The 14,608-nt window shown below is 64.1% G+C and carries 10 protein-coding genes; 4 read left to right on the top strand and 6 right to left on the bottom strand.

The window, feature by feature from the left end:
- Nucleotides 1-103: 103 nt before the first annotated feature.
- The 4 genes from GTW23_RS21400 to GTW23_RS21385 are packed head-to-tail and all read right to left on the bottom strand — an operon-like array spanning nt 104 to nt 5,072.
- Nucleotides 104-1,753: a saccharopine dehydrogenase family protein gene (locus GTW23_RS21400; protein ID WP_252917423.1), complete on the bottom strand. Its 1,650-nt coding sequence runs from the start codon at nt 1,751-1,753 to the stop codon at nt 104-106.
- Nucleotides 1,750-2,286 (bottom strand): thiol-disulfide oxidoreductase DCC family protein, encoded by a 537-nt coding sequence (locus GTW23_RS21395; protein ID WP_252917422.1) that lies wholly within the window; start codon nt 2,284-2,286, stop codon nt 1,750-1,752. Before GTW23_RS21395 ends, GTW23_RS21400 begins: the two co-directional genes overlap by 4 nt.
- Before the next feature lie 53 nt (nt 2,287-2,339).
- Entirely contained in the window at nt 2,340-3,626 is a 1,287-nt protein-coding gene (locus GTW23_RS21390) for an NAD(P)/FAD-dependent oxidoreductase (RefSeq protein WP_252917421.1), read from the bottom strand.
- A gap of 12 nt (nt 3,627-3,638) precedes the next feature.
- Entirely contained in the window at nt 3,639-5,072 is a 1,434-nt protein-coding gene (locus GTW23_RS21385; protein ID WP_152010111.1) for a glutamine synthetase family protein, read from the bottom strand.
- 306 nt (nt 5,073-5,378) lie between these two features.
- Here GTW23_RS21385 and GTW23_RS21380 point away from each other — a divergent pair, with 306 nt between their 5' ends.
- The 3 genes from GTW23_RS21380 (at nt 5,379) to GTW23_RS21370 (ending at nt 10,981) form a co-directional block, all read left to right on the top strand.
- On the top strand, nt 5,379-7,910 hold the full coding sequence (locus GTW23_RS21380) for a methyl-accepting chemotaxis protein (RefSeq protein WP_252917420.1): 2,532 nt from the start codon (nt 5,379-5,381) through the stop codon (nt 7,908-7,910).
- Between the two features lie 1,048 nt (nt 7,911-8,958).
- Nucleotides 8,959-9,351 (top strand): GFA family protein, encoded by a 393-nt coding sequence (locus GTW23_RS21375; protein WP_252917419.1) that lies wholly within the window; start codon nt 8,959-8,961, stop codon nt 9,349-9,351.
- A gap of 430 nt (nt 9,352-9,781) precedes the next feature.
- A complete protein-coding gene (locus tag GTW23_RS21370; RefSeq protein WP_252917418.1) occupies nt 9,782-10,981 on the top strand; it encodes a multidrug effflux MFS transporter in 1,200 nt (399 codons plus the stop codon).
- Between the two features lie 215 nt (nt 10,982-11,196).
- Here GTW23_RS21370 and GTW23_RS21365 read toward each other — a convergent pair whose 3' ends face one another.
- Nucleotides 11,197-11,433, bottom strand: coding sequence for an SMc00767 family acetate metabolism repressor (locus GTW23_RS21365; RefSeq protein ID WP_152010107.1), 237 nt, complete (start codon nt 11,431-11,433; stop codon nt 11,197-11,199).
- Nucleotides 11,434-11,530: 97 nt separating this feature from the next.
- Nucleotides 11,531-12,820, bottom strand: coding sequence for an isocitrate lyase (gene aceA, locus GTW23_RS21360; protein ID WP_252917417.1), 1,290 nt, complete (start codon nt 12,818-12,820; stop codon nt 11,531-11,533).
- 247 nt (nt 12,821-13,067) lie between these two features.
- Here aceA and GTW23_RS21355 point away from each other — a divergent pair, with 247 nt between their 5' ends.
- A complete protein-coding gene (locus GTW23_RS21355; RefSeq protein ID WP_152010105.1) occupies nt 13,068-14,507 on the top strand; it encodes a helix-turn-helix domain-containing protein in 1,440 nt (479 codons plus the stop codon).
- Nucleotides 14,508-14,608: the final 101 nt, after the last annotated feature.

Below are 14,608 nucleotides of genomic sequence, written 5' to 3'. Positions count from 1 at the left end.
CCTGTCCGTGAACGGTGCCATACGCATAATCTAATCGATTAGATAAAGCTAGGGCTGAGAAGTCTGGAGGTTCGGTTTTTACCCTCCGAGTGACGCCTGGCTATCAGGAGCAGGCTTGGGAAAGGCTTGCGAGGTTGCGGCTATCGGGGTGCAGGTGACCACGGTAACGCACGATCAGGCCTCCGCCAAACGGTGCAGTCAGCGCGACATCAAAGTGGAATACGCCTTTCAGGGCGTACTCGCGGCTTTCGCTTCTTGGCAGCAGAAAACCCGGAAGTGGGATGCCGAGGCACCACCCCCGGCAAACCGGGAACCGCAAACTGCCATCCTCCACAGGCAGGTCCATCTCGAAGGTGAACGGCCAGAAGCGTTCCCGGAAGCGGTATTGGCTGCCGGCGGGCGTGCAGTAGGAGCGAAAAATGCGCCCCCCGAAGTTCCGTTCCCAGATTTCTCCCGATCCCCTACGCGTTTTTGTCACCGTGACCGGCGTTTCATCGGCTGCAGCCGGAAATCCGAAAACCCACGCAATGAAGCGGGCCGTCAGCGAGCTACCGCGTGTGACCCGGGCTTTTCCCGAAAAACTCTCGATGTCCTGAACACGGTGCAGCGACTGGACTTCCGGCGGCAGGTCTGCCCACCGGTCGGCAAGCACTGTCTGAAACAGGGTTGGAGACGGAGCTTCGTCCCTGACCGTCGAAACGGCCAGATCGGTCATGGCTTGCTCCATTTCTGCCCGCGTTGCCTCGGCCAGGCAGGCGCGAGCCCCCGGAGTGATCCGGTCAAGACGCCGGATGAGGGCACGAGCCGCCACTGCGGGAATGTAAGGCCCGTCTCCAGCTTCGGCGACGAGCCGCCATTCTCGCCGTATCACCTCATTGCCTCTGCGACCGACGACTACGACCCGCATGCCGCCGCGGTCGGTTCCGAAGGGGAGAAGAAGATTGGCAATTCGTCTGAAGAGCTCGGCCCGCCCCGGGGTGATATCGAATTTCCACCGCTGCCTTAGCCAACCCACTCCGCGCATGCCGACATTCATGATGCCAAGTTCCATGCCTGCGCGGAACATCACCGATCTTGCGCCGAAGAATGCGGGAAACAGCAAGATGTCCGGCACCTCGATGAAGTGCCCGGATCTTTCTAAGTCGGCAGAAAGACGTATCTTGCGGGCGTCACTCCAGCACTGCTGGTCACGCCAGATGCCGCCGCGCCAGACGCGTGAACGCGTTCCCAGTTGACCAACGATGCTGGATATGACTGACGCGCCGCGCGGTGCCCGGTTGCCGGGCAGTATGGCTGTGTCGATCAGCAGGATTTCATCAAGGCCCTTGCAAAGATCGGCGGCAATGGAAGAGGAAAGCCCAGGTACGCTAGATACTCCCGAAAGCAATCTGCGCCTGGCCCTTCGGGCAAGATCGTCAAGCACTTCCAGGCCGGCGGTAAACGCTGCATCATCGGAGAGATCCAGGTAGTCTGCGCCATGCTCGATACAGAGGCGTGGGATGACATAGGGATCGTGCCCATAGGTCTGGAAGGGGCCGGCGGCATCGACAACGACATCCGGCGACCCCGCAAACAGCGCATCCGGTTCCCTGCGGACATCCACGGCCAAGGCTTTGCAACCAAGCCTTCCGGACAGTGCTTGCGCCTTGCTCAGGCTTCGTCCGGCCACCACCACATCATGGCCATCGCGTACCAGAAGTTCGGCCAGCCGGGATCCAAAGACGCCGTAGCCACCCAGAACGACGACCTTCATTCCATGAGCCTTGCCCGCAGCGCCGGATCCGGAATTTCGCACATGTTGTTGCGTCCAAACAACCGATACCTGTTGCGTGCGAGCCGCCGGTAAAGCCAATCTTGCAGGCTGCGGGGCATCAGTCGCAGCGGTTGCAGCAGCAGACCAACTCCGCCAACCCGCCGGCCTGCCCGGATCATCGCGTCAAGCGAGGTGAAGGCCTGGCCATCGGCGATGTACAGCCAGCTCTCCGGATCATCGGCAGACAACCCGTAATGATGCAGGAGTGCCCGTCCAAGCGGTGTCTGGGATCGGCAGATGCGAAACTCCCCGGCTTTGTCGAAGCGAGCGATCAGTCGGGCGCCAACCGAGCACAGCACGCATTCGCCATCCATCACCGTCGCCGGCCCATGATCATCAAAACTCGGCACGGTGGGATCCGTCCGATAAGAGTATGGCGCCTTTGAAGTGAAACCCTGCATGATATGACCTGAGCCGAATTTGGAGCGATGGTAGCAATTCAACGCCGCATTCACCGTGCGGTATGTCGCCACGCTGGCTGGCCGGAAAACGGGACCGACCGGCCAACGGGCTATCTGCTGTTCCCCTAGAACCGGTCCCGCAGCGAATACCAGGTCAGCGCCAGGAACAGCAGCGGCTTGCGGAAGCGGTCGCCGCCGGGGAAGGGGCCGACCTTGAGGTTGCGCATCACCTCGAGATCCTCCGAACCGCCCAGCACATGGTCGGCATAGAGCTTGCCGCAATAGTTCGACAGCATCACCCCGTGGCCGGAAAACCCGCCGATCGAGGTGACGTTCTTCATCACTTCGCGCACGAACGGCCGCCGCGACAGCGTGATCCCCACCGAGCCGCCCCAGGAATGGGTGATCTCGACATCTTTCAGCGCCGGGTAGAGCTCGGCGATCTGCCGCCTTATGTGGCTCGAGATGTCGGTCGGATTGTCCGACGTGTAGGCCTCACGACCGCCAAACAGCAGCCGCCCGTCGGCACTCTTGCGGAAGTAACGCACCACGAAGCGCGAATCGTCGACCGATTCTCCGCCGGGGATCACCGGGCTGTCATCGCCCAGCGGCACCGTGGCGCCGATGAACGAGCGGATCGGCATCACATGCGCCGAGGTCACCGGCTCCAGCCCGTCGATGAAGGCGTTGCAGGCAATCAGCGCGCGTCCGGCGACGATGTCGCCGGCATCGGTCTTCACCGTCACCTTGCCGCCGGCACTGGCAATGCCTCGTGCCCGCGTATTCTCGTGCAGCCGCGCCCCGGCTTGAGAGGCAGCCCGCGCCAGCCCGACCACGTATTTCAGCGGATTGATGTGGCCCGTCCCCGCGTCATGGGTGCCGCCGTGGTAGCGCGTCGAACCGAGTGCCGCGGCAAGCTGCTCGCGGTCCAGAAACCGCAGGCCCTCGTAGCCGTACTCCTCGGTCATGATTTTCACATGGTCGCGGTAATCCTTGACGTAACCTGGCTTGTGCGCCGCCGAGATCTGGCCCGGGCGGAAATCGGCGTCGATGTTGTGGGTTGCGGAAAAGCTGAGCAGATGCATCTTCGCCCGCTCGGCCACGGCAAACTGCGCCTTGGCGTTGTCGCGGCCGAAATCCGCCTCGCTCTCCTCCACCCAGGCCCGCTGTCCGGTGCCAAGCTGCCCGCCATTGCGGCCCGAGGCGCCGTCGCCGAAGCGCGCGCCCTCGATCAGCACCACGTCCTTGCCGCTTGCGGCCAGGTGATAGGCCGCCTGCAGCCCGGTGAAACCGCCGCCGACGATGACGACGTCGGCAGTTGTGGCTCCGGGCAGGGAGGCGTAGGGGGGACGCTCGCCGAGCGTGGCCTCATAGAACGAGACGCCCGGTGCAATGGGGCTTTGGTAGGTCATGGCTTGCATTTCTCAGACGTTGAGCAGCAGGAACTCGCGTTCCCACGGGCTGATCACCTGCATGAAGGTTTCGAATTCGCCGCGCTTGACGCCGGCATAGGTGTTGATGAACTCCTGCCCGAATACTTGGGCAAAGCCGGACTCACTTTCAAGCAGCGACACCGCTTCTAGCAGTCCGCGCGGCAGGTCGACCGAGCCTTCGTTGACGGTCTGGTAGGCCGGGTCGCTCGGCACCAGCCCGTTGACCATGCCGAGATAGCCGCAGGCCAGCGACGCCGCCAGCGCCAGGTAGGAATTGGCGTCCGACGATGGCAGCCGGTTCTCTACCCGCCGCGCCACCGGTTCGGAATGCGGCACCCGGAAGGCGGTCGTCCGGTTGTCGTAGCCCCAGGCATTGTTGACCGGGCAGGCCATGTCCGGCGTCAGCCGCCGGTAGGAATTGACATAGGGCGCCATCATCACCAGCGCCTTGGGCACGTAGTGCTGCATCCCACCGATGAAGTTAAAGAAGGCTTCGCTCGGCTCGCCGTCGGCTTTCGAGAAGACGTTCTTGCCGGTCTTGGCATCCACCACCGACTGGTGGATATGCATCGCCGATCCCGCATATTGCTGCATCGGCTTGGCCATGAAGGTGGCGTACATGCCGTGCTTGATCGCCGCCTCACGGATCGTGCGCTTGAACAGGAACACCTGGTCGGCAAGCTCCACCGGGTCGCCGTGGCGCAAGTTGATCTCGAGCTGCGCCGGGCCCTCCTCGTGGATCAGCGTGTCGATCTCCAGCCCCTGCTTGTCGGAGAAATCGTAGATGTCGTCGACCAGCTCGTCGAACTCGTTGACGCCGGCGATCGAGTAGGACTGCCCGCCGGTGATCGTCCGGCCCGAGCGGCCGCGCGGCGGCTTCAGCGGGTAATCCGGGTCGTCCGACTGCGCCACCAGGTAGAATTCGATTTCCGGCGCCACCACCGGCTTCCAGCCGCGCTCGGTGTAGAGCTCGACCACCTTCTTGAGCACGTTGCGCGGCGTGTAGCTCACCGGGTCGCCCTTTGTGGTCACCATGTCGCAGATCACCTGCGCCGTCGGGTCGGTTTCCCACGGCACCACCGATAGTGTCGACAGGTCCGGCATCAGCTTCAGGTCGCCGTCGAGCGGATCATAGCGGAAATCGCCGGTCTCCTCGGGGTATTCGCCAGAGATCGTGTGCCGGAACACCGCCGAGGGCAGCGACAGCGAGGTGTTGGAGGTGAATTTCGACGACGGCATCATCTTGCCGCGCGCCACGCCGGCGAAGTCCGGCGTGATGCACTCGATGTCCTCGATACCGCGAACCCTGAGCCACTCGCTGGCCTGGGTCCAGTTTTCGACGCCGCGCTTGATGTCGAGAAATTTGGGCGCGGCGGGTTGCGCCGGTTTTGCTGAAGCGGGTTTGCCGGACTTGCGGGAGGCCATAAATCACCATGGGTTTGTCAGTAATGCCGCGATCATAGAGGTTTTTCCGGCTGGCGCCAGCGTCCCGCCCGCGACCTGTTTGCAGTGCGGCAGCCCCAGCCGGACTCACATTGCGCGACGCTGGTCCGAGAAACCTGCGATCCACCTCCGGATTTCGCAGATGTACGTTTAGGTTGCTTTAACCCTGTTCTGCCAGCATCTGACGAAAGGGCATTCCGTCCGCCGGTGCCCGTCCCGACGGCTTGCATGATGCAGCTCCTCGCCCGGACGGCGATGTCCGTGTATTTTTATCGTGCAGGTATTTTCATGATCATCGACCGTTTGCTCGCCCGCTTCTCCATCCAGACCAAGGTGGTCGTCTTCATCATTCCCCTGATCGCGGGAATGGCGGGACTTGCCGCGATCAACCTGTACACCGGCAATCTGCTCGGCGCCCGTCTCACCGGCACCAATGCCAGCATCGAGACCCTGAGCGGTTTCAAGGAAGCCTATGCCGGCATGACCAATTTCCTCCATGACCAGAGCGAGGAGAAGCGCGCAGCCGTGATGCAGAGCCTCGACGCCCAGTTGCAGCGGGTCGAAAAAGTCCTAGAGCTGGCCGAGACCGAGACCGAATCCGCGGCCCTGACCCGATCCCGCACCGTGGCTGAAGCCCTGCGCGCCGATGTCGACGCGCTCTGGGGCCTGCACACCGAAGTCACCGGCATCTACGGTGCCTTTGACGAGACGCTCAGTGAGCTCGACAACGTCCGCGGCCGCCTCAACGCCACCATTGACACCGTCGGCCAGGAACTGGCCCAGGCCGAGGACGAAACCAAGACCCTGTTGCGCGCCGCCGACCAGCTCGGCAACGGCGCCCAGGCCATCGTCGCGATCTCCAGCGCCATCTCGTCTGCCGCCACGCCGGAAGAGGCCTTTGCTGCCGCCGACGAGCTCAAGCGCGACATCCGCAAGATGAGCCGCGATCTTCCAAAGGTCATTCCCGAGACCAAGCCGGCGCTCAAGAGCCTGCTGAGCGACAATCTCGATGGCCTTCTCGCCGTTCAGAAGGCCGGTGTCGTCTCCGAGGCCGGCATGATCGAGCTGCAGAAATACGCCAACGCGCTGCGCCCCTCGGGCATCATGCTGCAGGGCCTCGCCTCCCAGGTTGCTCGCGAAGCCACCCTCAGGTTCGGCCAGCTCGATGCCGACATCCTCATGGGCCAGCAGATCGTCAGCGACAGCCGCGATTTTCTCGCCCATCTCTCCGCGCTCGAGCTGTCGATCGTCCATTTCCTCGGCCAGCCCGACGAAACCCGTGGCGAGGATGTCGCCGCCAAGCTCAGCCGTGTCGATCAGAGCATCCAGTTGATTGCCTTCTCCAATGGCGGTGAGACCGTCATGGAAGCCATCGGCGAGGTCTGGAGCGCCAAGTCGGTCACGATTCCGGCGCTGATGGCAGAACTGATCGAGAAGAAGCAGGCCGAGACCAGCCTGTTCATGGCCGCCTCCGAGCGCATCGACGAGGCCTGGAGCAGCGTTCTGGCTTTCACCTCAAGCCAGCAGCAGGGCGCCGAAGCGGTCAAGGACCGCGCCGAGGGCATCACCCTTTCGGCCGCACTCGTCGGCGGCGCCTTCGGCCTTGTTGCCGCCTTCATGCTGATCGCCGCGCTCAAGGGCCCGATCCGCCGCCTTGTCCGCGCCATGGGCGATGTCGCCTCCGGCGATCTCGATGTCGCCGTCACCGACTCGGCCCGCGCCGACGAGATCGGCGAGATGGCCCGCGCCCTCGACGTCTTCAAGATGAACGCCATCGACAAGATCCGCATCGAGGGCGAAAGCGAGAAGGAACGCGAGATGGCCGCCCGGGCGCGCCAGCAGTCCGACACCGAGAAGGCTCAGGCCGACGCCCAGGTCCGCTTCGCCGTCGAGCAGCTCGGTGCCGCGCTGCGCGATCTCTCCCAGGGCAACCTTGTCTCCACCATCGACACCCCCTTTGCCGGTGAACTCGACAGCCTGCGGCTCGATTTCAATGGCTCCATCGAGCAGATGCGCGACGCGCTCAGCCAGATCCGCGACAATGCCGCCTCGATCAGCTCCAACAGCGGCCAGATGCGCTCCGCTGCCGATGATCTCGCCCGCCGCACCGAGCAGCAGGCAGCCTCGCTTGAGGAGACCGCTGCTGCCGTCGACGAGATCTCGGCCACCGTGCGCACCGCCTCGAGCCGCGCGTCGGACACCGACAAGCTGGCCGGCGACACCGCCAATGACGCCCGCGCCTCGGGCCAGATCGTCGCCCGTGCCGTCGACGCCATGAGCCGCATCGAGGAGGCCTCGGGCAAGATCGACAGGATCATCGGCGTCATCGACGAGATCGCCTTCCAGACCAACCTGCTGGCGCTCAATGCCGGTGTCGAGGCGGCGCGTGCGGGCGAAGCCGGCAAGGGCTTCGCCGTCGTCGCCCAGGAGGTCCGCGAACTGGCCGGCCGCTCGGCCAACGCCGCCAAGGAGATCAAGGAACTGATCGCGGCGTCGGGCGAGGAGGTCCGCTCCGGCGTCTCGCTCGTCGGCGAGACCGGCGAGGCCATCACCCGCATCATCGCCCGCATCGAGGAAATCTCCGAGCATGTCGGCGCCATGGCGACCGCCAGCCGCGAACAATCGACCGGCCTTGCCGAGGTCAATGCGGCGGTGGGCCAGATGGACCAGATGACCCAGCAGAACGCCGCCATGGTCGAACAGACCAACGCCTCGAGCCACACCCTCGCCCAGGAAGCCGCCGAACTCACCGCCCTCGTAGCCAAGTTCCGCCTCGATCTCGAAGAAGGGCGCACCGCCGGACAGAACCGGGCTGCGTAACGGCGCAGGCCGCCGAGCCCACCTGATCTCCCCCTTGCGGGGGAGATGTCGGCATCGCCGACAGAGGGGGGTATCGCTCCGGATCCGATGTCTGCGGCCTCACCCCCCATCTGCCCTGTCGGGCATTCCCAGCCAAAACTGTAAACCACCTATCCGGTCTGCTGTGTAAATGACCTATCAGCTGGACGAATCTATGACTTTGCTGAAGCCAAGCTCATGATTTCGCATTCTCCCCCACCAGGGGGGAGAAGGTGTCCGCCGCGAGATTCCCACGCCAAAATCCCCCCCATTTCTTCCACACCCTTCGCCCCCATGCCACACTCATCCCGCTCCCGCCGCCGGATGGATCGCAAACGTCTCGGTCCAGGCGGGAGGAAGGCCTTCCGAAGCTGTCGTAACGTGCGGCAGGTGGAGGGAGGAGGCAGTGCACCGGCATTGCTCCGCTGGCAGATCTCTCGTCCCTCCCGGACGGGCGCCTGACCAGCCACCGGAGAAATCCTTGCCCTCTGTGCCGGTCCGCGCCGGCCGGCAGCCGGGGCGGGGGTGGAAACGGGCCTGTGGCGGGCCGTCTTGCGGATACGGGAAAGGGCATGGCGCTCACGCGCCGCGCCCTGGCGCTCCCGCATCGTCAACGCGAAGGCCAAGCCCGTGTCGGAGAATGCCACAAGCCGTTGAGGCCGCCCGTGTCCGGGCAGCCAACAAGCGGCACGCCACCGCCTGTCGGACGTGGACACCGTCCGGCGAGACTCGGGTCTGCGCGCGCGCTGCGCCACCCCGTGCATGCGCCTCGCATGCACACCCATACCAACCATCTTCAGAGGCGTCAGCCCGCGCGCGGCCCTCCGGACCCGATCTTTTTTGCCAGACCCCGGCGCTCGCGCGCGCGGGATTGCCGGCGGCTGCAATTCCGTAAGCTGTGACCTACGCAATCCTTCTTGACCGGACACCGCACCCCGTCGATTGCCCCGTCGATTGCAAGCCCGGCGCCATCGCCTGTAGACTTCATTCCGGTCTATGGCGGAAATTGCAGCGTTGAGGAGGCTTTGACATGACACACGTCACCGGCGGCTGCCTTTGCGGCAAGGTCCGCATCACCGCGTCGGGCGAACCTGACCGGGTCGGCCTCTGCCATTGCCTCGATTGCCGCAAGCACCACGGCGCCCTGTTTCACGCCTCCGCCATCTTCCGCGAAACGGCGGTCGTGGTCGAAGGCGAGACGCGCCACTACCAGGGTCGGCATTTCTGCCCCGAATGCGGCTCCTCGGTCTTCAGTCGCTCGGGCGACGAGATCGAAGTCCATCTCGGCGCGCTCGATCAGCCCGACCGGTTCATCCCCACTTACGAGCTCTGGACCCTGCGCCGCGAATCCTGGCTGCCGCCGTTCCCGCTCGCCCGGCATTACGAGCGCGACTGCGACGAGGAAAGCCGGGACGAGGCGTAGCTTTCGCGCAACACGCGGCGTCAAAACCACCGCGAGGTTGGCACGGACATGCTTTGCAGCACATCAAAACGCGGCTAGGTTTCCTCAAGCCCCAATCGCGGGAGTACGTGTTGTGACCATTTTTCCATTGATCCGGTAGCTCCGGCGGATTTTCAGGCTCTGGCCAGGCGGAGGGTGTCACCCTTCTGTCCCGGGGCATTTGCCGAATTCCGCCTTCGCTCCACCAGAAACCTGACAGCCCCCGGGCGGTCAAGCGACTGACCCGGCGATGGTGGCCGCTGTCCTGTGACCCCTGTCATGGGATGGAAGCCGCCGCGCCGGACCCCAACCGGCTGATGACGTTTTCTGTCAGCACATTTCGATATCAGGGCGACGCATCCCGATGGTTTGCGCAGGCGCCGTCCTCCGTTTTCTTGAAGAGGTTTTTCGAATGTCTCCCTTCGTTCGCTCCGCGGTCGTGCTCGGTCTGTTGTGCGCCACCGGCCCGCTCGCCATCGACATGTTCCTGCCCGCACTGCCCACCATTGCCGGCAGTCTGAACAGCACCATTGCCGCATCACAACTCACCATCACCGCCTATTTCATCGCCTATGGCCTGGCCCAGATGGTCTACGGCCCGGTGGCCGACATGGTCGGTCGCAAGCCGCCGCTGATTGCCGGCCTCGTGCTGTTTGCAGCCGGCTCCATCGGCTGCGCGCTGGCGCCGGACATGAATTCGCTGGTCGCAGCCCGCGTGGTCCAGGCGCTCGGCGGGGCCGCGGCCATGGTGATCCCGCGCGCCATCATCCGCGACATGCACACCGGACCCCAGGCCACCCGGCTGATGGCGCTGGTCATGTTGATCATCTCGGTTTCGCCGATGCTGGCGCCGCTCGCCGGCTCCGGCATCATCGCGCTGTCGGGCTGGCGGGCGATCTTCGCCACGCTCGCCGTGGCAGCCGCGCTCAGCATTGCCGTCACCCTGCTGCTGCAGCCCGAAACGCTTCAGCCGGAGCACCGCACCCCGGTTCGTCTCGCCGCCCTGTTGGGTGGCATCAAGACGCTGCTGCGTGATCCGGTTTTCATGGGGCTGACCTTCGTCGGCGGCTTCGGCATGGCCAGCTTCTTTGTCTTCCTCGCCTCGGCCTCGTTCGTCTATACCGGCCATTACGGGCTCACGCCCACAGGCTTCAGCCTGGCTTTCGCCGCAAACGCCGCCGGCTTCTTCACCGCCACCCAGCTCGCCGCCACGCTCGGTGAGAAGTTCGGAGCCGACCGGGTGGTCAACTGGGCGGTGACCGGTTTCATGGGGTTCACGCTGCTGCTGGTCGGTCTGGTCTGGTTCGGTATTGACCAGTTCGCCCTGCTGGTCGGCCTCTTGATCTGCGCCAATGCCTGCCTTGGCCTGGTGATCCCCACCGCCATGGTGATGGCGCTTGATGACCATGGCGATATCGCCGGCCTTGCCTCCTCGCTCGGCGGCATGCTGCAGATGCTGGCCGGCGGCGTGATGACCATGCTTGCCGGGCCCTATTTCAACGGCACCCCGCTGCCCATGGTGGTGGCCATCGCCATTGCCGCGGTGCTCGCCTTCGCGGCCATGCGCTTCACCGCGAGCGCCCGCACGCGCCGTCCGGTGGCGCCCGCCTGATTGCGGCAGGCATCATCATCAACCAACAAAAAACCCGCCGGGGTGAAACCGCGGCGGGAATTTGGTTGCCTGTGAAGGCAAATCCGGAAAACAGGGACTTCCGGAACCGGGAGCAGGGTCTTCAGGCTCGAATGCGCGGCCCGGAGTTCCCCGTTGAGCAATTCCAGCGAAACTGGGAACCGGTTTCGCGTCCGGAATTGCTTGAAACTTTATCTTCAACGGCCCTGGGTCACGATCACCGGGATCAGCAAATCACCCCAGTTGCCCTCGCCGCCATGGTGGCGGGCCGAGCGGACGAGTTCCACCGAAACGCCGGCATCGACGGCCTTCATGACCGAGTGGTTGAGACGGTGCAGGTCGTTGGCGAGCATGCGGATTGCTGCCTGCTGGTCGGAATCCATTGCCGAAGATTGCTCTTCTGCTCTTTCCTTGACGCGGGTCTGGGGTGCCATTTGCATTTCTCCTCTAGCGGGGTTTGTGATCGGGTCGTCTGTCGTGTCGGGGGCCTCACCCGCCCGTCAGATCCGGGCGGGTGAGGCAGTGTCTGTGTTATTCAGCGGCCGGCTTGAACTGGGCCGATTCTGTGGATTCGCCCATCGCGGTGGTCGAGGACTTGCCGCCGGTGATCGCCATCGAGACGGCGTCGAAGTAACCGGTGCCGACTTCGCGCTGGTGCTTGGTCGCGGTGTAACCGTTGACCTCGGACGCGAATTCCGCTTCCTGCAGCTCCGAATAGGCCGACATCTGCCGGTCCTTGTAGCCGCGGGCCAGTTCGAACATGCCGTAGTTGAGCTGGTGGAAACCGGCCAGCGTGATGAACTGGAACTTGTAGCCCATGGCACCCAGTTCGCGCTGGAACTTGGCGATGGTTGCATCGTCCAGGTTCTTCTTCCAGTTGAACGAAGGCGAGCAGTTGTAGGCCAGCAGTTTGCCCGGATGCTCCTTGTGCACGCCCTCGGCGAACTTGCGGGCCTGCTCGAGATCCGGCTTCGAGGTTTCGCACCAGATCAGGTCGCAATGCGGCGCATAGGCGTTGGCACGGGCGATGCAGGCATCGAGGCCGTTCTTGATGTTGTAGAAGCCTTCGACCGTGCGGCCGGCGTCGTAGTCGACGAACGGACGGTCGCGCTCGTCAATGTCCGAGGTCAGAAGCTTGGCGGCTTCCGCGTCGGTGCGGGCGATGACCAGCGTCGGAGTGCCCATGACGTCGGCAGCCAGGCGGGCGGCGTTGAGGTTGCGGATGTGGGCTGCGGTCGGGATCAGGACCTTGCCGCCCAGGTGGCCGCACTTCTTTTCCGATGCCAGCTGGTCTTCGTAGTGAACGCCCGCGGCGCCGGCTTCGATGAAGGCCTTCATGATTTCGAACGCGTTCAGCGGTCCGCCGAAACCGGCTTCCGCGTCGGCGACGATCGGTGCGAACCAGGTGTCGACCGAAAGCCCGTTGCCTTCGGCGTTCTCGATCTGGTCGGCGCGCTGCAGCGTGCGGTTGATCCGCTTGGCAAGCTCAGGTGCCGCATTGGCAGGATAGAGCGACTGGTCGGGATACATCGACGACGCGGTGTTGGAGTCAGCCGCCACCTGCCAGCCCGAGAGGTAGATCGCCTTGAGGCCGGCGCGAACCTGCTGCATGGCCTGGTTGCCGGTCATGGCGCCCAGCGCGTTGACGAAGTCTTCCTCGTGGATCAGCTTCCAGAGCCGGTTGGCGCCCATCTCGGCGAGGCTGTACTTGATGTTGACCGAGCCGCGAAGCTTCTGCACGTCTGCCGGGCTGTAGGGACGTTCGATGCCGTCATAGCGGCCTTCGGGTGCGGTTGGAACGAGATTGTAAAAATCAGTCATGACGTCTCTCCGGTCAAGGTATGTTGCTGTCCAGCGAACCAGCTTGGGAGCCCTTTGCCCGCTTTCGATGTGACTGAATTTACATTGCGCTGCACATGAAGCCGAGAAAATTCAACAATTCCAGCTGACAATTGAGGTCAACCTGTCTTGTGTTTGACAAAATCCACGTGTAAATTTGTCACAATTGTAAAAGCGAAACCTCTGCGGACTGCGACGAAAGTCTGTAAAAACCTGTAAAGATCGTGCGATGGCTGAACAGAAGATATTTGCCGGTCCGCGCATTCGCCGGATCCGCAACGCCAAGGGCCTGACCCAGACGGCGATGGCCGAGGCGCTCGGGATTTCGCCGTCCTATCTCAACCTGATCGAGCGCAACCAGCGTCCGCTGACCGTCCAGCTGATCCTCAAGCTCTCTTCGGTTTACAAGGTCGATGCCGAGGAACTGCAGGGCGAGGGCGGCGGCACCACGCTCGCAAGCCTCAAGGAGGTCTTCGCCGATCCGCTCCTGACCGGGGAGCTGCCGGGCGACCAGGAAGTCATCGAGATCGCCGAGGCCGCGCCCAATGCCAGCGCCGCCATCTTGAAGCTTCACCGCGCCTACCGCGAGCAGGCCGAGCGTCTGTCGGACCTCTCCGCCATGTTGGCGCGCGAGGGCCACAGTCCTGCCTTGTCGGGTGCACAACTGCCCATGGACGAGGTCCGCGAGGTTCTCGAGAACCGCCCCAATCATCACCCGGCGCTGGAGGAGGAGGCGGAGGCCTTTCACAGCCTGCTCAAGCCCGGCGATGACCTGATGGGCGCGCTCAAGGCCTGGCTCAGGACCGAGCACGGCGTTGTCGTCCGTTCGCTGCCGGTCGCCACCATGCCCAACTGGCGCCGCCGCTATGACCGCCATTCGCAGCGCCTGTTCCTGTCCGAACGGCTGTCGCCGTTCGACCAGCTGCGCGAGGTCGCCATGGAAGCCTCGCTGATCCGCATGAATGTCGCCATCGCGGCCGGGATCAACGATCTCAAGCTGTCGAGCGACGAGGCCCGCCGCATCGCCCGTTTTGAGCTCGCCCGTTATGCGGCCCACGCGCTGATGATGCCCTACCAGGCCTTTCATGCCGCGGCCCAGCGCGCCCGCTACGATATCGATGTGCTTAAATCCCGCTTCGGCGTGTCCTTCGAGCAGGCCGCCAACCGCGTCACCACACTGTGCCGGCCGAGCCTTTCGGGCGTTCCGTTCTTCATGCTCGAGGTCGATGTCGCCGGCCATCGCTTCCGCCGTGCCGGGGCGCAGGGCTTTCCGCAACAGCGCTTTGGCGGCAATTGTCCGAAACTGTCGATCCACGCGGCCTTCTCGCAGCCCGCGCAAGTGCTGGTCGAAGCTGTTGAAATGCCCGGCGGCGCCGAGTTCCTCACCATCTCGCGCACGCTCGAAGGTCCGCAGGGCGCCTTCTCCGAACGGCCGCGGCGTACCGCCATCCTGCTGGGCTGCGACATCGGTTTCCGCGACGAGATCGTCTATGGCGGCGCGCTGGCGATGACCGGCGGCAAGACATCGCAACCGGTCACTATTGCCGTCGGCCCGGCCTGCCGCCTGTGCGAGCGCGCCGGTTGCCTCGCCCGGGCCGAACCGCCGATCACCCGGCCGCTCGGGCTTGACGAGATGGTGACCGGGCTGTCCGCCTTTGATTTTCAGTAACATCGGCATCGCTCCGCGCTGTCCCGGCAGCCGCGGGGCGAAGCGCCCCCAAGGGAACAAGTGCGTCGCAGCAATTTGTCGCCGGCCTGCCCGGAAATGCC

This window comes from Parahoeflea alexandrii, from assembly GCF_024105735.1.
GTDB lineage: Bacteria > Pseudomonadota > Alphaproteobacteria > Rhizobiales > Rhizobiaceae > Hoeflea > Hoeflea alexandrii.
Note: the sequence above shows the minus strand (reverse complement) of the source record. Positions and strands in the feature narration are given on the sequence as shown.